The sequence below is a fragment of the Leptospira licerasiae serovar Varillal str. VAR 010 genome (genome assembly GCF_000244755.1).
In the GTDB taxonomy this organism is placed as follows: domain Bacteria; phylum Spirochaetota; class Leptospiria; order Leptospirales; family Leptospiraceae; genus Leptospira_B; species Leptospira_B licerasiae.
The window spans coordinates 62,617-80,521 of record NZ_AHOO02000014.1 but is presented as its reverse complement, the minus strand read 5'-3'; the positions used below and the strand labels follow the sequence as shown (position 1 = coordinate 80,521).

At 40.4% G+C, this 17,905-nt stretch carries 19 protein-coding genes; 10 read left to right on the top strand and 9 right to left on the bottom strand.

All coding sequences use genetic code 11. The features are described from left to right. Positions 1–11 precede the first annotated feature (11 nt). Genes modB through LEP1GSC185_RS18865 form a run of 3 tightly spaced genes read right to left on the bottom strand, consistent with a single transcriptional unit; the run spans position 12 to position 1,728 of the window. Positions 12–692: a molybdate ABC transporter permease subunit gene (gene modB / locus LEP1GSC185_RS18875; RefSeq protein WP_008593126.1), complete on the bottom strand. Its 681-nt coding sequence runs from the start codon at positions 690–692 to the stop codon at positions 12–14. 8 nt (positions 693–700) lie between these two features. Further along, positions 701–1,273: a hypothetical protein gene (locus tag LEP1GSC185_RS18870; protein WP_008593444.1), complete on the bottom strand. Its 573-nt coding sequence runs from the start codon at positions 1,271–1,273 to the stop codon at positions 701–703. Next, positions 1,270–1,728, bottom strand: coding sequence for a RidA family protein (locus LEP1GSC185_RS18865; protein WP_008593246.1), 459 nt, complete (start codon positions 1,726–1,728; stop codon positions 1,270–1,272). The genes LEP1GSC185_RS18870 and LEP1GSC185_RS18865 overlap by 4 nt, the downstream gene beginning before the upstream one ends. 137 nt (positions 1,729–1,865) lie before the next feature. On the opposite strand from LEP1GSC185_RS18865, the gene LEP1GSC185_RS18860 reads away from it, so the two are divergent. From LEP1GSC185_RS18860 to LEP1GSC185_RS18840, 5 genes are all read left to right on the top strand, one after another. Beyond that, on the top strand, positions 1,866–2,666 hold the full coding sequence (locus LEP1GSC185_RS18860; RefSeq protein WP_008593428.1) for a class I SAM-dependent methyltransferase: 801 nt from the start codon (positions 1,866–1,868) through the stop codon (positions 2,664–2,666). Continuing rightward, positions 2,663–4,333 (top strand): DEAD/DEAH box helicase, encoded by a 1,671-nt coding sequence (locus tag LEP1GSC185_RS18855; RefSeq protein ID WP_008593259.1) that lies wholly within the window; start codon positions 2,663–2,665, stop codon positions 4,331–4,333. The genes LEP1GSC185_RS18860 and LEP1GSC185_RS18855 overlap by 4 nt, the downstream gene beginning before the upstream one ends. Then, positions 4,300–5,391, top strand: coding sequence for an N-acetylmuramoyl-L-alanine amidase family protein (locus tag LEP1GSC185_RS18850; RefSeq protein WP_008593416.1), 1,092 nt, complete (start codon positions 4,300–4,302; stop codon positions 5,389–5,391). The genes LEP1GSC185_RS18855 and LEP1GSC185_RS18850 overlap by 34 nt, the downstream gene beginning before the upstream one ends. Then, positions 5,372–6,133 (top strand): LIC_10740 family protein, encoded by a 762-nt coding sequence (locus LEP1GSC185_RS18845; protein WP_008593307.1) that lies wholly within the window; start codon positions 5,372–5,374, stop codon positions 6,131–6,133. The genes LEP1GSC185_RS18850 and LEP1GSC185_RS18845 overlap by 20 nt, the downstream gene beginning before the upstream one ends. Before the next feature lie 88 nt (positions 6,134–6,221). After that, on the top strand, positions 6,222–7,478 hold the full coding sequence (locus LEP1GSC185_RS18840) for a hypothetical protein (RefSeq protein ID WP_010515954.1): 1,257 nt from the start codon (positions 6,222–6,224) through the stop codon (positions 7,476–7,478). A gap of 56 nt (positions 7,479–7,534) precedes the next feature. On the opposite strand, the gene LEP1GSC185_RS18835 is transcribed toward LEP1GSC185_RS18840, so the two are convergent. Both LEP1GSC185_RS18835 and LEP1GSC185_RS18830 read right to left on the bottom strand, forming a co-directional pair. Further along, positions 7,535–8,323 carry an enoyl-CoA hydratase/isomerase family protein gene (locus tag LEP1GSC185_RS18835; RefSeq protein ID WP_008593264.1) on the bottom strand — a complete coding sequence of 263 codons (789 nt, stop codon included), beginning with the start codon at positions 8,321–8,323 and terminating at the stop codon, positions 7,535–7,537. Then, positions 8,323–8,850, bottom strand: a complete 528-nt coding sequence (locus tag LEP1GSC185_RS18830) for a hypothetical protein (RefSeq protein ID WP_008593110.1) — start codon at positions 8,848–8,850, stop codon at positions 8,323–8,325. The genes LEP1GSC185_RS18835 and LEP1GSC185_RS18830 overlap by 1 nt, the downstream gene beginning before the upstream one ends. A 176-nt stretch (positions 8,851–9,026) precedes the next feature. Between LEP1GSC185_RS18830 and LEP1GSC185_RS18825 the strand changes: the two genes are divergently transcribed. Continuing rightward, entirely contained in the window at positions 9,027–10,304 is a 1,278-nt protein-coding gene (locus LEP1GSC185_RS18825; RefSeq protein ID WP_008593353.1) for a PilZ domain-containing protein, read from the top strand. Here the strand turns inward: LEP1GSC185_RS18825 and LEP1GSC185_RS18820 are convergent. Further along, entirely contained in the window at positions 10,257–11,540 is a 1,284-nt protein-coding gene (locus LEP1GSC185_RS18820; protein WP_232298474.1) for a transposase, read from the bottom strand. The two genes, LEP1GSC185_RS18825 and LEP1GSC185_RS18820, sit on opposite strands and share 48 nt — an antisense overlap. Positions 11,541–12,171: 631 nt before the next feature. On the opposite strand from LEP1GSC185_RS18820, the gene LEP1GSC185_RS18810 reads away from it, so the two are divergent. The 3 genes from LEP1GSC185_RS18810 to LEP1GSC185_RS18800 all read left to right on the top strand — a co-directional run bounded on the left by LEP1GSC185_RS18810 (position 12,172) and on the right by LEP1GSC185_RS18800 (position 13,671). Further along, complete coding sequence (locus LEP1GSC185_RS18810; RefSeq protein ID WP_232298471.1) at positions 12,172–12,675, top strand: DUF1554 domain-containing protein; 504 nt, start codon at positions 12,172–12,174, stop codon at positions 12,673–12,675. A 133-nt stretch (positions 12,676–12,808) separates the two neighbouring features. Beyond that, positions 12,809–13,237 carry a MamS/MamX family magnetosome protein gene (locus LEP1GSC185_RS18805; protein ID WP_010515951.1) on the top strand — a complete coding sequence of 143 codons (429 nt, stop codon included), beginning with the start codon at positions 12,809–12,811 and terminating at the stop codon, positions 13,235–13,237. Then, positions 13,237–13,671, top strand: a complete 435-nt coding sequence (locus LEP1GSC185_RS18800) for an OsmC family protein (RefSeq protein WP_008593167.1) — start codon at positions 13,237–13,239, stop codon at positions 13,669–13,671. Before LEP1GSC185_RS18805 ends, LEP1GSC185_RS18800 begins: the two co-directional genes overlap by 1 nt. Positions 13,672–13,700: 29 nt before the next feature. Here the strand turns inward: LEP1GSC185_RS18800 and LEP1GSC185_RS18795 are convergent, their stop codons facing one another. The 3 genes from LEP1GSC185_RS18795 to LEP1GSC185_RS18785 all read right to left on the bottom strand — a co-directional run bounded on the left by LEP1GSC185_RS18795 (position 13,701) and on the right by LEP1GSC185_RS18785 (position 16,235). Beyond that, the gene (locus tag LEP1GSC185_RS18795) at positions 13,701–14,078 is read right to left on the bottom strand and encodes a hypothetical protein (RefSeq protein WP_008597322.1); all 378 of its coding nucleotides are present in this window, start codon (positions 14,076–14,078) and stop codon (positions 13,701–13,703) included. A 205-nt stretch (positions 14,079–14,283) separates the two neighbouring features. Continuing rightward, entirely contained in the window at positions 14,284–14,967 is a 684-nt protein-coding gene (locus LEP1GSC185_RS18790; protein WP_008593371.1) for a YwaF family protein, read from the bottom strand. A gap of 56 nt (positions 14,968–15,023) precedes the next feature. Next, positions 15,024–16,235: a DUF1577 domain-containing protein gene (locus LEP1GSC185_RS18785; RefSeq protein ID WP_010515949.1), complete on the bottom strand. Its 1,212-nt coding sequence runs from the start codon at positions 16,233–16,235 to the stop codon at positions 15,024–15,026. A 385-nt stretch (positions 16,236–16,620) separates the two neighbouring features. Between LEP1GSC185_RS18785 and LEP1GSC185_RS18780 the strand changes: the two genes are divergently transcribed. Beyond that, positions 16,621–17,904, top strand: coding sequence for a response regulator (locus LEP1GSC185_RS18780; RefSeq protein ID WP_008593391.1), 1,284 nt, complete (start codon positions 16,621–16,623; stop codon positions 17,902–17,904). Position 17,905 lies beyond the last annotated feature (1 nt).

Here is a 17,905-nt window from a genome sequence, read left to right as displayed (position 1 = left end):
GTATCCTGTTCTTACCAATGAGATTTTTTAAGTAAGATCCCGGAAACTGTCAATACCAATACGCAAGTGACTGATGCAACGAATACTAAGACCATGGAGAATTCGTCTTTTCCCGATTGAACTGAATCATAAATTGCAAGTGCGATCGTTTGCGTTTTTTCAGGAATGTTTCCTGCGATCATTAATGTGGCCCCGAATTCTCCCATTCCTCTTGCGTATGCCATCATAGATCCTGCTAATATTCCTCTCCAGGAAAGCGGAAGTATCACGGTTAAAAAAGTTTCCCATTTGGATTTTCCCAAAGTGAGAGCGATCTCTTCGTATTCCGGGTCGAGGTCTTCGAAGGCAGCTTTTGCGGATCTATAAACCAAAGGAAAGGAAACGATTGTAGAAGCTAAAACGGCTCCATGCAAATTAAATAATATAGAATAATGGAATTGTTCTGCAAGGAAATGGCCTATTATTCCTTTTTTACCGAATACGACCAATAGATAATATCCGAGTACTGTGGGAGGAAGCACCATAGGCAAAGTCAAAACTGCGTCTGCAAATGCCCTTCCGAAAAATCGTAACTTGGACATCCAATAAGCGAAAAATATTCCGAGTAAAGCGGCAAAGAATGTGGAGAAGAATGTTACCTTAAGTGTGAGAATTAGAGGATGTCTGATGGAGTTCCAGTCGAAAGTATCCATCAGGCTGCTTAAAGTTTAGAATTCCACAATGTTAGGGAGGAGATTGTAGTTAATGCCCAAAAAGAACAGAATGCGTAAAAGTTGAAATTATAATAATAGTCTTGGTCTCTAATAAAACTTACAAAGAATACATCCGGCAATAAGATCCCGAGTAATAATAATATCCCTGAAAATCCTTGGAGGACCACAATCGTTTTGCCGACCCACTCACTTCTCCAAAAACCGCCGAAAAAGAATGTCAAAAAGCAAGGGATGATAAAAAATATATTGGCTGCGGTCCTTACATTCACTTCTTCTAAACCGCTGCGGATAGGTTCTATTCCGAAAAAGCTGCCTAGTTTGGAAATTAGATCCTGCCCTGATTCTACTCCTAGATTGATGGAGTAGTTGATCCAGCTTCCTAAACTAAAGAACAACTGCAGAAGTGCCAAAACAAAGATCAACTTTTCCTTTCCGCTTTTTTCGGAATAGAATTCTATAAATCTTCCTAAAAGTTGGGAGAGAAATCTTTTCCATCCGTTTAAAACTACGGATGTCGCAGGCAAGGCTAAACTTAGATCTCTGAGTAGATTTTTTATCATCCTAAGGAAACCGTCATTTCAACTTCTAAAGGAGCTCCTAATGGAAGAGCGGAATTTCCCACTGCAAAGCGCGCATGACGTCCTGCTTCTCCGAAAATACTTAAGAGCAGATTGGATGCATGATTTGCGACTAGATGTTGTTCCGTAAAATCAGGACTGGAAGCTACGAATACTCCGATCTTTACGATACTTTTTATTTTGTCCAGATCTCCAATCACTCCCGCAATTGCCGCAAGTCCGTTCAATGCAGCTTGCTCGGCGGCGGCCTTTACATCGTCAACGGACAGTCCGACGCCCAGGGTTCCTGTAAGCATGAGCTTGCCGTCTTGGAGGGGCAATTGACCGGAAGTGAATACTAGATTTCCTGTTTGTATGGCAGGTATATAAGCTGCAATCGCCTTAGGCGCAGGTGGGAGTTCCAACCCAAGGGATTTGATTTTTTCGAGTATGCTCATTCTATGAGGGGTTCCTTTTCCCGTTTCTCTTCTATTCCTGGATGGTTTCTCGTTTTTTCAAGCACGTATTTCGTTCCAGGCCCGGGGATTTTCCTTTACGTAGGGAAGACTTTATGACAAGCTTCTTGTAGGCAAGCATGTCCTCAATACTCGAATTGGAACCTCACCCAGAATATCCGGAAGCCTATATGGTATGCCGTCGCACGGGGGTCCATTTCTATAAATTGGCAAAGGAAAGGCATTACGAAGATTCCTATTTTCAGGAAGAATACAAGAATCAGTACAAAAAGACCTACTATGAGGATGAACCTCAGCTTAGAAATTTAGCTAAGGCACGTTTAGAAATGATGAGCGCATTCCAAGATCCGAAAGGAAAAACTCTTTTCGAGATCGGATCTGCAGCAGGCTTCTTTTTATCCGAAGCGGAGAAGAAGGGATATAAAGTCAAAGGTCTGGAGCTTTCCTCCACGGAAGCGGAGTATTCCAAAGATAAATTAGGTTTGGATGTTATCTCCGGTTCTTTTTTGGACGACTCCATTTTTCCCAAGGAAACTTTCGATGCGGTCTGTGCGTTTTTTGTAATAGAACATTTTCCGAATGCGGAGCTTGTTTTCGATAGGATCAACAAATTGTTAAAGCCGGGCGGGCTCTTATTCTTAGGTCTTCCTTCATTGAATGGACCTTCTTTTCAAACTAATCCTGAAGAATGGTTTCGTACTCATCCGTCGGACCATTTTTGGGATTACTCACCCGATTCTCTGAAAAAAATGTTGAAAATGTACGGTCTCGTCACGGTATATAGGAAACCAATGTCATACCACCCTAATAGAGACAAGGGATGGAAAGGCAAATACCTGACACATCGGCTCTTTGTTCGCTACGCAAACCTCTCCTGCTACGCCGACACATTCCACTCAATCGCGATTAAAAAAATATGAAATTCGAAGAATTAAATCTAGAGCCTAACCTGCAAAAAGCAATCCAAGAAGCAGGATTTACCGAGCTCACTCCAATACAAGAAAAAGCAATCCCTCCCGGAATAGAAGGTAGGGATGTAACCGGTTTAGCTCAAACAGGGACCGGCAAGACTGTGGCATTCTTGGTGCCTACCATTCACTCCATCTTGACAAGAGGAATGCAAGGAGTCAGCACTCTGATCCTTGCTCCAACTAGAGAGTTAGTGATCCAAATTTCGGAAGAAGCCGAAAAGTTGCTGAAATATACGGACTACAGAGTTGTCCCGATTATCGGCGGAACGGACTATAAAGTCCAGAACAGAGATCTAAACGGACTCAACGGCCTTATCGTTGCTACTCCGGGAAGATTGATCGACCTAGCAAGAAGCGGAAGCGCCGATCTAGAAAAGGTAGAGTTCTTCATTCTGGACGAAGCGGATCGTATGTTAGATATGGGTTTCATATACGATATACGTTGGCTTCTTCATAAATGTAAGAATAGAAAACAAACCTTACTTTTCTCCGCAACTCTCTCGGTCGAAGTTATGCGTCTTGCATATCGTTTTATGAACGAGCCTGTGGAGATACAGATCAATCCGGATAAACTCATTACGGAAAGGATCGACCAAAAACTGGTTCATTTGGGAAGAGAGGAGAAGTTACCTTATATGGTGAACTCTATCCTTGCCGAAGAACTGGAAGGACAAGGAATTATATTCACAAATTTTAAAGCGAATATTCCTAAAATAGTCTATTCTCTCAGAAAATATGGAATTCCTATCACAGGGATCTCTTCCGACCTAGACCAGAAAAAAAGACTTAGACTGATGAGGGATTTTAAATCCGGAAAGTTCAAGTTTATGGTCGCGACCGATGTTGCAAGTCGCGGCATCGACGTCGAAAATATCGAAGTAGTTTTTAATTTCGATCTTCCTCAAGACACCGAGAACTATGTGCATAGGATCGGAAGAACTGCAAGAGCGGGAAGAGTCGGCAAGTCCATCAGCTTCTGCTCCGAATCTGATTACGTAGAATTAGAGAAGATAGAAAAATATCTGAAACAAAAGATAGATGTTCTTCCTGTCCACGAAGAAGCGCTTACATTCCCTGCAGGTGAGTTCCAAGTTTTTATAGGTGGAGATGCGTTTGACAATGCTCCTGTCGAAAGAAATGGGAATAGAAACCAAGGAAGAGACAGAGGTCCCAAAAAACAAAGGGGTGATTTCCAACGTAACGGTAACGGCGGGAATCAAAGAGGGGAGAAAAACTGGAATAGAGAATCTGGAGATCGCAAAAAAGATTTTAACAGAGATTCTCGACCGGCCAAGCAGAACGGTGGTCACAAAAAAAGACCGGAAGCCGCTATCCAAGAAGCCCAAGAGTTTTTACAAAAAGCGGACAGCGTGTTCGGCTCCAATGGCTCTCGTAAAGATAGAAACCAGAAAAATCAGAACCAGAAGAAAGGAAAACAACGTTCCGATTTCCAAAAACAACATTCTCCAAATCATCAAAATCACGAGAATAAAAAACAAAAATCGAATTACGATAAGAGCAAACGTAATCTATTCGATATAAACGATTCTAAAAGATCATCAGATAAGAAGAAGGGATCAATTTGGACAAGGATCAAATCCTTCTTTGGGGGTTAGGATTCTTTTTAATCTTTAGCGCACCTGTTTTTGCCGAATCTAGGATACAAACCATCGGCAAGAACGGATACGTTTCCTTCGAAGAGATCCATAAAAAGATCCCGGGACTACAATCCAAATTCGAGTCTGCCACATTGGTAGGCTCTATCTCTCATGCCTCCGGTGAGATACGATTTCGGATCGGAGCTTCCTTTTATGCGATCAATGGTAGTTTGGAAAAAACGAATTTACCTGTGGTCTATAAAGATAAGGATTTCTTACTTCCTCCTGATCTGGTCGAGGCGATCTTCGTTCGTTTATTGCCCGGAGATGTAAGTTACGAATTTAAAGAAGATGAACTTGTATTCGATCTATTACCCAAGGCCGAAAGATTAAAACTTTCCGCAATCATAGTGGATGCGGGACATGGAGGAAAAGACCCGGGGACTTCTTCAGATAAAGGGATGCAAGAGAAGTTAGTATCCCTGCAGGTGGCCCGTTTTTTGAAAAAATTCCTGAATAAGGTATATCCTGAAGTCAGAGTGATACTGACCAGATCCAACGATTCGTTTATAGAATTGGAAAGAAGGTCAGAGATCGCAAATAAAGAGATCCAAAAGGGCGGATCGGTCCTGTTTGTAAGTTTGCATTGTAATGCTTCCATCTCTTCCGATGTAAACGGATTCGAAGTGTATTATTTATCCCAGACCCCTAGTACCGAGACCGCTCGAGAAGTTTCCTTATTCGAAAACGGGATTTCCGGCAAGAAAGGTGGGAGCTCCTACGGCAAGATCCAGGCCGGAATGATGTCCTCCATGATCCAAAGAAGAAGCCGCCTTCTCGCCAGAAGTGTCGAATCCGAGATGAAAAAAAACCTTGGTCCAAAGATATTGTCTAGAGGAGTGAAGAAAGCGGACTTTTCCGTGTTAAGGGGAAGTTTGATGCCTGCAATCCTAGTCGAAATGGGTTACCTCACCCATAACAAAGAATCAGAGGTATTGGCCGATAAAACTCACCAAGTGAAATTAGCCAAAAGTATATTAGAAGGTGTGAGAGCGTATGAACTTGCAAAAGATTAAGGAAATTTGGAATCGCTTCCTTGCTCAATTGGATACCTTCTATGCTTGGGTTTTCGGGCTCGCAACCAGAGCTGCCGATTCCAAAGAGTCCAAAAGGATATTATTCTTAACTTATTCTTGGATCATCGTATTATTATTTCTTACAGGCTTCATCCTTGCCGGAAAAAATCCTTTAAAACTACTGGTTCCATTTACTTTATACGATCTACCTAATTTCGATCCTAGAAAAGAAATCGTAATATACGGTTCAGATGGAGAAGGTCAGGTATTCCCTGTAAAAAGAAAGGTCCTCTTAACCGGCGAAGACTTTAGACATGATGTTTTGACATTAGTGGGAGAAGCTGGAGAGTCCAGTTATTTCGATCCTACTGTTCCGAATGCTTCCGCTCAATATAGAAATCTAAAAAAACTTCCGAACTTGCAAGACTCAGTCATCTCTATCTGGAAAAGAGGAGATGTATTGATCTTGGATCTGAGAAAGTCCACATTAGAAAATCTACTTTCCGATATGAAATTTAGGATCGATTATACTTACGCAAGTCAGATGACAGAAGAACAGAAATCTGCAGAGATAGAGCGTAAAAAATTGGGCTTATTATCTTCCGCATTCTTAGCTACCGAAAAAACCTTATTCGAAAACTATCCTGATCTAAATAGGATAGAATATCGATTAGGCGGAGAAGCAGGAGATTTACCCGGTTTAAGCTATTTGTTATCTTCCGCCCACACAAGACAGCCTTAAGATTTCTACTTTATCCTAGGTTTTCCTGCTAAATTAACTGGGCGAAAGGGTTGTTTTGGCCCTTTCTAAAGCCGATAGTATTAAGGACATGTCCGGGTCCAAACGTACAACCTTAGTCGTTTTTATTCTTTTGATCATAAGCGGTGCAATATTATCTGCGGCTCCGGATCTGCAAAATTCTCCTGACGTAACCAATATCAACGATTTCCGCACAGATCGCGTGGCGTTTCATTATATTCAGTTGGTGGATAAGGATGGTAAGGCACTTCCGGAAAGAAATTTAAACAGAGATACTTCCGAAGCTACGTTACTCATCATAGATAGAGGGCAACTTACCCTTTTAAAGGACGGATTCGACGATCCGGCCCAGGTAAAGGAGAAGGAAAAGGATTACTTAAATAAAATTTATAAGTTCACCAGATTAAAAGAACTGGAACAGGAATATTATAAATTACCTGAATCGGAAAGAACCAAACCTACTTCTAAAACGGAACCAAACCAGGCGGAAACAAGCAAAGCGAATGTTAGTGCGGGAGCTTCTTCTGAACCGGAAGAAAAGAATAAGGAATTCGATCTTCTATTAAAATATGATGATGAACTTCTGAAGTCCTATGCTGCCGAGAAAGCTGCATATGCCGAATACGTAAGAACCGAACGTATTTATGGAAAAGATTCTCCTAAAACGAGTTCTCTTAGAACAAGATTCGAAGAGCAAAAATCTAAAACCCAGGAAAGGAAAAAATTCCTATTAGGTTTTTTGCATAATACTTCCGTAGATTCTAATCCTTATCCGGGAGATAGAAAAGAACAAGTATTCTATACGAATCATTCTAACGGACTCCCTGACTTTTATCTACATTCTACCACTCCAAGAGAAGTAGATGGTCTCATGAAAGGAGAAGAAGAAGTTGGGAAAAAATACGGACAACTTTTTAAAACCGCTGTAGACCGACTGATCGATTCTCAGATAGATAAATTGTATTATTATATTTGGAACCGGGACATGACGAATACCCGGATCAAAGTGGATCGTTTTTTAAAAGGAAAGAAGGTAACAGTAGTTACCGGAGATTCCACGGTTTACACGATGATCGACAAGGAAGGGGATGGGATTACCGAATCCTTCTTTGTGGATTCTCCAGGACTTAAATTTTCTTGGGGAAAAGAAGTGCCTAATATCATTTCTATCTCAAATTGTACGGACCAGGCGATCTTAGCTAAGATAAAGGCGCTCGGAGACGACGTTTCTTCCGGAAGAATTCCTAAAAAAGTGGATAAATTGGATTTAGCAATTCCTGAAGAACAGATACTTCTGGAATTAAAACCTTTGTTAAAGAATTTATAATCCCGGTCCTAAGACCAAGATTACCAATGCAGCCCGTTTTAACTTGGGCGATTTGACTAACGTCCTTTGAATATCGGCTTTCTCTTATCTTCTATAGATTTAATCGTTTCTCTAAAGTCTTGAGATAGAAAGTTTAGAGCTTGGGATTCTGCTTCTTTACGCAACGCCGCATTCAGTTTTTCACGATCGTATATATTCTTTTTTAATTCGCTAAGGGCCATGGGAGCGCTTTCGCTGAGAGATATGGCGATCTCAGTTGCTCTTTGTAAAACTTCGGCCTTTGGAACTGAATCGTAACAGATGCCTAAAGAAAGAGCTTCTTTGCCGCTTACAGTCTCCGCTAAGAATAGAAGCCTGTTTGCGATTTCCATTCCGAATAATTCTTTAGTGAGATAGCTGGAACCCATCCCGGGATGGATCCCTAATTTTACGAAATTAAATTGGTATTTTCCTTCGTCCGCAAAAACCCTTAAGTCGCAAGCAAGAGTGATGGAAAGACCTGCGCCGACTGCGTGACCGTTTGCCGCACAGATCACAGGAACATTTAGATCTCTGACGCTTAAGAATAGATTATAAAATTCGAACATTTCTTTTTTGTTTTGTTCGAAAGATTTCTCAGCAAAAGATTTTAATAATTCAAAGTTGCCACCGGCGGAGAAAATATCGTTCTTTCCAGCGATCACAACCGCTCTAGGCGGGTTCTTTTTCAGATTTTCAATATGAGCTTTAAACTCCAAACCCATCGGAACGGTCATGGAGTTCTTGGTCTCAGGGTTGTTCAGATAAAGAATTTCTATTCTTGATTCGGAAGAAAGTTCTACCGTTTCTGAATCGACTAATGCCATTAAACAGCTTCCTGTTTTAATTCAAAACTTTCGTACCAAACTCTATCGGAAACTGAAAGAGGTCTTTCGCCGATGCCCATTTGGTCGTAATAATCCAGAAGAATTTCTAAATGAACATTCTCTTCGTCTTCCAAAGTCCAGAAACTGCTATCGATAGATTTAGAGACAAGAGCCTGGCCTCTGACTGAATCCACAAAATAATCAGGTTTATCTGAGAAGATGAGATGTGCCGAGATCAGATCGAAACGGATAGTGTTCACGATCTTAGAAAATTCAGAATCAGACTTATCAAAATAGCGGGAAGCAATCTCGGTCTGGAAATAATCGCCCCAAGTGAGAATGTCCGGTTCCACTCCAGTGCGCGCCTTGATCTCCTGCAGTTTATCATCTTCTAAAAAAGGCTTAGTTGCGAATTTATCCACAAGTTCCCTAAGTGAAATTAAGTTGAGGATCTTGTTCGCGGAAAGTTGTCCACGACGCATCATATCGAAAAGTTCTGGATTCAGTTCGGACTTGTTCTCTGCCATGATTTATTTTTCGGCAAAAGGATAAAATTCCCCCGAATAATTTCCTTCCGGAAAATACTCGTATATGTCTCATTTTAGAAAAAAAGAAGAATGCTCCGATTTCCGGAGGACAGCACTGGATTCCTAAAGTCCCGAAGTCGAAAATAAAGATAAGGGAAAATTTTACCCGGACCGCTATGGCTGTAGGAAGATCGGATACACTCCAGGAACTGATTACAATTTTAGAAACGATGTTTGGAGAAACAATCATCGGTTCCGATATCAATCTGGTTAAACACCTATTCTATAGTTTGAAAGCGGACCAAAGAGAGTTTCCTTTCGATTATGAAGGAGAGAAACTTAACTCAGTAGTCGAAGAAGTCGGCGAGGATACTCTCGTTCTATACGTTCCCTATCTGCAACCTAAAGGAATACTAAGAGCGAAAATCAGTTTCGAAATCTTGAATATACTCTATCAATTCGAAGTGGTACTTCTCGACTTTTGGGAAGATCATGTCCGGATAAAGATCCCTTCCGAATTACAGGCAGCCGCATTCCGAAAAAATCTCAGAGTCGCCGTAGACGACTTATTTATGAATTATGTGATTCTCTATCGCTCATTGAGCGGAGGAGAAAGAGAACTTGGAAAAAATCTAAGTGTAGAGCAAAGATTTTTCCATCTTATGAAAGAGATTAAAAAGGATAATCCCAGTCTTAAGTTGATCAATTTAATGGTTACGGAATATATTTTGGGTATCTCCAAAGACTACGAGCTCGTATTTTTCGGACCGGGGAAAGACGGGGGATTTTTTGGAGACTTCGTCAAAAAATATAATCGTTCCGTTTATGTTCCGGATTGCTCCTTGATCAAAAGTTATATAGGAGAAGGGCAGGATCCGTATCTGAATAATTTCAGAGATGAGTATCTGAGCCTGATCCAAACCAAGGGCCAAGCAAAAGCGGACGAATTCTTTAGAGAACTCCAAAAGGAAGAAGTCCGTAATTTCCTAATTTCTTATATTGTCACACCAATTCGTTTATTTAACGATCCGATCGGCTATGTAAAAGTATACTCTACTGCGATGGATAAATTCTCAATCGTTCAACAACAGGCCTTATATATAGAAGAATTAGGAGATATTCTTACTTACGCATTGACTAAAGTGTATATCCGCCAAGAAAATTTCCGAAATGAAAAAGCTGTGACTCGCATCCTTGATATCAGTATGAACGGACTTTTATTCGAAATAGAAGATAATAGGACCTTTAACTATTTAAAGCAGCATAATATTATCAAAATGTTTGTTCCGATCTCTGAAAGGAACTTGGTCCTAAGAGGAGAGGTTGTCCGATTCTTAGAGATCGGAAATGGAAAATACCAATTAGGCGTGAATTTTTTCGATTCAAATCCGGATGATATGGTTTTCTTACAGCATTATATTTTCAGCAAGAAGATGAGGATACTTTTCGAATAAGGATCCTTTCCCCCCAATCCGAACCGCTCCCCGTGCCGTCGCTCTCGCATTGGAAGAAAAAGCATCCCTACTCAAACAAGATCCCCCACCTTCTCCTACTAAAATATCCAAACCAAATACATTAGCATTCTTAATGAAGCTAAACTCATTCAGATATAATTGCGAATACTCTGGCCTGATGTAACCATAAGAAGCAAAAGCAGTTTTAAGGACTCTATGATTGCCTTCTGCTACTTGGTTATGAACTCCATTCTTGCTCCATCTGTTACGAGCAAACCTGAACCTATTGTCCTTGGATCTCGCGGAATGATTCACTGATCTGTGGTTTCTATATACTCCCCAAAGCCAGGGATAGCCTTGGTCTGTAAAAAGTGGAGTGCTGGTTGGGAGATGTTCTTTAATTAAAGGTTCTAAAGTTTCTGCCTTTTGGTTCGGGACCGAAGTAAAGAATACTGGTCCATGTTTCACTGCTATAGTCTGGACTAGGGTTCCAATCTGCTTCCCTCCTAGTTTTTCAGAAAGGTAGATAGAAGATGTTTGTCCTCTGTGGCTGTATCGTTTCCTACCTTGGCTTGCTCTCTCACCTGCAGAATACAATACAGCAGTGTCTACGCAAACGTAAGGCTTGTTTCTCATCTTAGAGGTGATGTCTTTATTCTCATTAGGAGGTAGTAAGAAGTCCCTGAATTTATCTTCTAAAGCATTGAAGGTTAGGGTCTTATACTTTGGTAATTGATCGGAAGCGAATAGTTGAAACCTTCTCTTTAGTAAACTGGCTGCATTATATCCTATTCTCAGTTTCTTACTTAGTTCTGTTGCTGTTACTACCTTAGGGTATTGGATTATAGATTCATAAAGGACGAATCCGAACATCCATATTGGGAGTTTAAAATGATGAAGGGGAGTGTAACTTAGTCTTGATGTTAGATACCTACATTGTGGGCATCTAATGAGATCTGGTCGAGTAGAGATTTCTTTATCTAAGATTCTACTATTACATTCAGGAGTAGGACACTTCTTCGGGTAGAAGTCAGTTAGTATCCTCTTAGTTATATCTGTAAAGTAGGGTGTGTTGAGAGCAGGATTGTAGTGTTTAGGTAGGGGAGTCTTGAAGGGGAAAGTTGTTATATTCTTATTTTCTGATACAGGGGGAGCGGTTTGGATTTGAGGGAAAGGATTTGCTCGGTTTGGATTACGAGTATTAAATGAATAAGGATTAGGTGGGGTTGTTGAGATTTTATATGGATTTAAGGCTGCTTCTGTCCTGATTTATCGCACGATCGTTAAGATCGACTTTTTTCTTTTTGCTCTTAATAATCTGTAATAAGTATGTGATTTTCTTTTGATACTTTGTGATGGAATGCTGCAAGAGATCAAGAAATCCATAAACAAATGTTCAATAATGTTCCTTAAGGAATGGATTTATGGTCCGATAAATATAATGAACCCGTTTTTTTTGTTTATGAAAATAGAATTCGTTTATCAAAATAATGATTCTAATTCGTACGCTATAATGAATTTATTGCCATTCGGAATTAAATTCGTTCCGATAAATTTCATTTTCGTTAAATTGCTTTTTTGACTTATCATTGTATTAAAAGATAAATCGATTGACCCAATCTCTTTGGGCAAATGATTATCTTATCTAATAAAACTCTGCACGGGGTTTTATCTATTTTTCATTTTTTAAGGAATCAAAATGAAGCGACCCTTAGGATTTCAACACACATTAAGAATATACATCTGCCTTTTCGTTACGGTTTTTATTTTCACACTTTCTGTAGGCTGTTCTAAGCCGTCAGACAATGACTCCGCTTTGGTCGTAGCGCTCTTATCGATGCAGTCACAGTCTTCCGCTGGTAGTAAGATGTTCGCGATTGCTGCCGTTAAGGCCGATGTAGGAGGCGGGCTTTCCGGTCTGGATTCTCAGTGCAACAGTGATTCAAACAAACCCTCTGGCGGCGGAACGTATAAAGCTTTGGTTGTGGATGGAACGAATCGTGTAGCTTGCACTTCTGCAAATTGTGCGACGAGTGGGGCGAGCGAACATGTGGATTGGGTCCTAAAAGCCAACAAAAAATATGTACAATCTGATGGTACTACCGTTATTGGGACTACTACTTCAAATGGAATATTTACCTTTCCTCTGAGCAACCCATTTCAATCCACTTTTTCAGGAACAAATCTCACCGTAACTGGAATGTTTGCGGATTGGACTAGCAGTGGTAATAATTGCAGTGGTTGGAGCACTGCTAGCTCGAGTAGTGCTAATTTTGCAGATCACACGGCAACGTCGACCGATGCGATCTATGCCGGGGGTTCAATTGGTTGTTCTAGCTCAGCAATGAAGATCGTTTGTGTAGAGCAATAAAGCAATAAACTAACTTGAACTTCTCGCCCATCAAGTATCCGGCTGAGTGATTAAAATCATCAATATTTGCCCTAAACTTTCTTGAAACGATCTTTCAATTATGTATTCTTCATATGAAAATAAGGTGAATCATATGAATCGAATATTGATGATAATCTGTAGTTTGTTGGTAGCTTCCATGATCCAAGCCCAAGGAGGCGGTGGAATGGGCCAAGGGATGGGAATGAAATACGACCTATCCAAAGAAGTAACGCTGAACGGTAAGGTTACGGAAGTTACGAAAATCCCTCACGGCAACAAGGGCGATGGGATTCATCTAACCTTCCAATCAGAGAATGAAACGTTTACAGTAATGCTTGGGCCTTCTTTTTATCTGGATAAACAAACCGTCAAGGTCGGAAAAGATGACACGATCACAATTATCGGTTCCAAGATGGGAAACATGCTACTAGCACGCGAAGTGACGAAAGACGGACAAAAACTCGTTCTTCGTACTGAGACTGGAGCTCCTCTATGGGGCCGGGGTGGCGGACGCGGAGGAAGAGGGAAAGGAAGACGTTGATGGAGGAAACTCACTTCTATCAAGTGCATGTAAAATGGGAGAAGGAACGGATCGGAATCGCTTCCGCGCCAGGCCTTTCTTCTATACAAGTAGCTACACCACCGGAATTTCCCGGTGGTCATCCCGGAATTTGGTCACCGGAACATTTGTTTGTAGCTTCTGTTAATAGTTGTTATATGACTACTTTTCTTGCGATCGCTAAAAATTCAAAACTTGAATACTCCAGTTTTGAAAGTTCCGCGAATGGCAAACTTGAGATGCTCGATGGACGTTACTCGATCACTGAAATTGTTTTGGATGCGAAGATCCGAATTCCGAACGAATCAGACCGAGCCAAAGCCCTGAAAATTATGGAAAAATCGGAAAAAGCATGTTTAATATCGAATTCAATAAAGACAGTTGTTCGTCTTGTAATGAATGTAGATATTTCTTAATTAAAAGTATTGATTCCGATCCATTACTCTTAATGTTTGGGTTTGTGGGTTTGGAAATATTTTTTTCCGAGTGCTATTAGCTCTGCGTCGGATGGATGATCGGTAGTAATTTCCCCCACTATTCTTTTAGCTAAAGCGGAATGGTGAGATAGCAAATGATTTTTAAATTGTGTTTTTGCCATACCTGGTCCGGCTAACAAGATATTTTCGACCTCCGTCAGTTTGGATGCGACTTCCTCAAAAAAATGTTTTAGATCTTCCGATTTGATGCTGTCGATCCGATCTAAATGTGTATCATGTTTTTCCGGTTTTGCATGATGTAGAATGACCGAGCTATTAGAAAGATCTTTTGTAAAAACGAATTCCTTTGCCATCGATTTATCGATCGATAAAATACTGTAAGACATTTTTTCCTCGCTTCAAAGTCAGAGACTCATCAATTCGATTTCTGAGTTCGGATCCTGAGTCTTTGTATTTTGTCATTAATTTTCGTCGAGGTCAAGCCCTTGGTCGCCGCTTATTCTAATAAGAATATGATAATTATCAAATATTCCTTCGTTTTCGATGATACCGAATTTTCCGATTTGCGCTGAACGAGTAAAGGATACGATTTTAAGTTTGACTTTGTTTTCTTTTGAACGGCAGATAAAGCGCCACAATCGCAATTATCCCCAGAATTTGTATGGAACCGAGATAGACTGGCCAAGCGCCTAAGTAGTTTAGGATCGATCCTCCGCTTGGCTTAAAGCGAAGATATCCGTAATTCGCATCGATTAGAAAATCCAAAGCGAGCGCCGATATGAAATATAGTTCGGAGAATACGATAACTCGAAGGATGGAACCCTGTCTGGGAAATAAACCTAACCCAAATACTATGTAAAGACTGGAAGCAACTAGGCCTAAGTGTCCGATAAAAAAAAGAAAGAAGGATAACTGAGGGAATGTTTGCGCTAAGTTTGGCGTTAAGAGGGCGTGAATTGATCCGCTTAATACCCAGAAGTAGGATAATTCTGACATAAGCCTATTATGAGTGAATAGTGCGGCGACCGTAACGAACATAGCCCAATCGCAAAATTCCATGGGTAGATCGAAACGGATCTCCCAATAACCTTTTTGAATTCTATATATTATATATATTATCCCATTCAATACGAGAACGCTGCCCAACAAATACCCGATAAAGGGAGCGATTTTGGAATTCCGGATACGTTTTCCGATCCAGATGACTAACGCGCAGATCGTTATAGAAAAGACCAGGATAGAAATATGTAGAAAGGACCAATGCACCCATTTCATATCGATATTATTTCAATTACGATATAAATACGGAAGCAAAAGGCGAGAAAATCGGATTAAAATTTCTTTCTTTTCGGACGCAGACTTCGGTAAATTTTAAAGACAGTCGCGTCAGCCCCGCCTGCGTTAATACGATTGCGTAAAGATTGGAGATCGTATTCTAGTTTTCTTAAACTGGCAAGTTGCTCGTGGTCGTATATGAATTTTAAACCTAAAAAAAGTTTTCCATTCCTATCCACGGATCGCCAACAGATCTTTGCGTTCATATGAATGGGCGGTCTTCCTTTGAAGACAAGATCGAATTTAAGACTCTCTTTCCCGTAAACATTGTATAGTATATCTTTTTGATGTATCCTTATTTTTGCGCCTGATTCGGAAATATTAAGTACTTCAAATCGGTCCGTGGCCTTAATCGAATCCGAATTGCGGATCGTACTGATGATCCTTTCCGATAGCGCGTAAAGTTCCGAAAGATCCTCTGCTAAGATCGGTTCTTGCGGACTCCTGATCCAAAGATAAGCTTTCGGATACGAGTCTTTATCGTTTTTATCATATAAAATGGGAAGTATAAGCTCCGATATTATTGATTCGTTCTTATAACCTCTAATCGCAGAAAGAATATTTTTACCGAAGTAAGTGCTATAGTTCACAAATTGAGGAAGAACTTCAGTGTAAGAACTAGGTTTACTCGTATTTTGAATGTAAAAGATCTTTTTGGTTTTTCTGACTATCTCAAATTTTGATTCTTGGCCTGATTGAAATAGTCCGATCTTGATCTCTCCGAATTTGGGATGTTTCAGGTCTTCTTTGAAGGTTTCTAGTGCTTCCCGAATAACGTTCAGTGAGATATGACGGTTGAATTCGAAACGTTCCGGGTGATATACTATATTCGTTGCAAATACGGAATCATTCTTAACACGAAGTCTTTCTTCTTTTCGATTGGTTTTGGCGATATAAACCGATTCGGCTTGCATTAAGAATTCAAAGTCGTTAAGTCGCCTAATGGTCTTGCAGCTCAGCTCTATATGATGTTTCAGAGTTCTTTGTAGAATAATTTTTTCACCCAAAGAGATAAGAACTCCCTTCTGAAAACGTAAGGCAATCTGTCCTGAATTCCCGAAAGTTTTTGTGATGATCGCCTTTGTGTCGGAAGACCAACTCTTTACTGTAAGTTCTTCCATGTAGAGGAAAGACTCTGTAATTCGAGAAATCGCAATGGGATCAGATAGAATATCCCAAGGCCTTTTATCTATTTCCCGACTTTCCATTGTCTTTTCCAAAATTGGGACCTCGTTACTCTCTACGATCTTATGACGAAAAATGCGGAATGTCCCCACTGCGATCCGTGAATCACGGAGATCTATTTAGATTTATCTTTTAAAAATGTCGCAGCTACATTTTGCTTCTTGGCTGAGGGCAAGGTGACATTTGTCAATATATTGCTATTTCTTTAGGGATAATGTGCATAACGTTTGTTCCTTAAGTGATAGTGCTGGTATATGCAAATAAGTAAACATACGTTCATTGTATTTATCTTATTCAAAAGTTATAGTTACGCGTAATAATTTCGATCTATCTCCAGTCTCTAAAATTTGTTCGATAGCGATCCTCGATCTTTAACAAGGGGAGCGTAACGCGAACGGGGGAAAATAGATGAGTCGGGAGTTAGATCAAGTTGTAGATATGCAGGTGCTTTCCGGAGAATTCGGAACGGGAAAAATTCTGATACTAGAGGATTCGCCGGAGATCGCATTAGTCTACGATCATTTTTGCAGAAAGATGAATTGGGAGTTCGATATTGCCACTAACGGCAAGGAAGGAATGAGAAAGTTCCTCTCTGCTTCGAAACCTTATTCGCTTTATATTGTCGATTTGGTGATGCCTGAACTAGACGGAGCTTCCTTTATAAGAGATTTAAAGGAGAAGGATCCGAATGCTATTATTATTGTACAATCTTCTTTGGATGAACCTGACAAAATAATCGAAGTAATGAAGCTAGGTGTTTTCGATTATCTTGTCAAACCGGTCACAAAGGAGGCCTTTGATAGAACCGTCACATTAGCTTTTCAATACAGTGGTCTGCGAGATTTTCAAGCAGATGTGGAAAGATCGAATCGTGACGTGTTGAAAGAACAGTTGGATTGGTTAACGTATAAAGAATCCATCCGAAAATCCGATGAAAACTCTTTATCTCTTTCTACAATAAAGTCTTTGAACACTTCCTTTTCTCAAGGTTCGGGGATCGGAGCTATTCTCTCCCTCCTTGATTTGTTGAAAATGGGGCATCAGACTACTGAGAACGGCGCATTAGTAAGTAATGAAATATTGAATCTTCTTTATGCAAGTCAGGATGTTTTACGGAAGCAACTGGGCAGTTTGTCCACGGTTCTCTCCTTGGCAGGAGAACAGGCGAAGCTGGAAACAATTTCCATCAGCGATTTGGTACATACTTTAACCAAAAGATCTGAGACATTCGTCCCCTTTTTGGACAAAAAGGACCTAAAGATTCGCTTTTCGTCCAGTAAATCGAAAGAGTCGCTCAAGATACAACTGGATTGGGCAAATATCGTATTCGATGAACTTATCTTGAACGCAATGAAATATTCCAAGAAGTCGACTTTCATAGACGTTTATTTCGGCAAGATAGATGGATATTTCTGCATTGCAGTCAAGAACGTAGTCACTTCCGCTCAGGATCTTGTTGATGCGGAAAATAAGGAAGTGTTAGTGACTCGTCCTTTTTTTCGCCTGCTTCCGCCTGTCGAAGAGTTTTCGGAGTTAGAGAAATTTGGAATGGGCCTTGGTCTGACGGCTGTGGATATGATAGTGAATAAACATCGTGGAATATTCAATATACATAATGTTTCTGATCATACTTCTGCGGTGGTTGAGCCTTGCGTAATGGCCGAAGCCTTCTTTCCGGTAATATCTGCATAGG

Bases quoted from the DNA above. Each gene is read 5' to 3' on its own strand.
- LEP1GSC185_RS18825 (WP_008593353.1), top strand. From the start codon at position 9,027: ATGGCTGTAGGAAGATCGGATACACTCCAGGAACTGATTACAATTTTA.
- LEP1GSC185_RS18855 (WP_008593259.1), top strand. From the start codon at position 2,663: ATGAAATTCGAAGAATTAAATCTAGAGCCTAACCTGCAAAAAGCAATC.
- LEP1GSC185_RS18790 (WP_008593371.1), bottom strand. From the start codon at position 14,967: ATGAAATGGGTGCATTGGTCCTTTCTACATATTTCTATCCTGGTCTTT.
- LEP1GSC185_RS18840 (WP_010515954.1), top strand. From the start codon at position 6,222: ATGTCCGGGTCCAAACGTACAACCTTAGTCGTTTTTATTCTTTTGATC.
- LEP1GSC185_RS18870 (WP_008593444.1), bottom strand. From the start codon at position 1,273: ATGATAAAAAATCTACTCAGAGATCTAAGTTTAGCCTTGCCTGCGACA.
- LEP1GSC185_RS18835 (WP_008593264.1), bottom strand. From the start codon at position 8,323: ATGGCATTAGTCGATTCAGAAACGGTAGAACTTTCTTCCGAATCAAGA.
- LEP1GSC185_RS18780 (WP_008593391.1), top strand. From the start codon at position 16,621: ATGAGTCGGGAGTTAGATCAAGTTGTAGATATGCAGGTGCTTTCCGGA.
- modB (WP_008593126.1), bottom strand. From the start codon at position 692: ATGGATACTTTCGACTGGAACTCCATCAGACATCCTCTAATTCTCACA.
- LEP1GSC185_RS18865 (WP_008593246.1), bottom strand. From the start codon at position 1,728: ATGAGCATACTCGAAAAAATCAAATCCCTTGGGTTGGAACTCCCACCT.
- LEP1GSC185_RS18810 (WP_232298471.1), top strand. From the start codon at position 12,172: ATGTTCGCGATTGCTGCCGTTAAGGCCGATGTAGGAGGCGGGCTTTCC.
- LEP1GSC185_RS18830 (WP_008593110.1), bottom strand. From the start codon at position 8,850: ATGGCAGAGAACAAGTCCGAACTGAATCCAGAACTTTTCGATATGATG.
- LEP1GSC185_RS18860 (WP_008593428.1), top strand. From the start codon at position 1,866: ATGTCCTCAATACTCGAATTGGAACCTCACCCAGAATATCCGGAAGCC.
- LEP1GSC185_RS18800 (WP_008593167.1), top strand. From the start codon at position 13,237: ATGGAGGAAACTCACTTCTATCAAGTGCATGTAAAATGGGAGAAGGAA.
- LEP1GSC185_RS18795 (WP_008597322.1), bottom strand. From the start codon at position 14,078: ATGTCTTACAGTATTTTATCGATCGATAAATCGATGGCAAAGGAATTC.
- LEP1GSC185_RS18805 (WP_010515951.1), top strand. From the start codon at position 12,809: ATGAATCGAATATTGATGATAATCTGTAGTTTGTTGGTAGCTTCCATG.
- LEP1GSC185_RS18845 (WP_008593307.1), top strand. From the start codon at position 5,372: ATGAACTTGCAAAAGATTAAGGAAATTTGGAATCGCTTCCTTGCTCAA.
- LEP1GSC185_RS18785 (WP_010515949.1), bottom strand. From the start codon at position 16,235: ATGGAAAGTCGGGAAATAGATAAAAGGCCTTGGGATATTCTATCTGAT.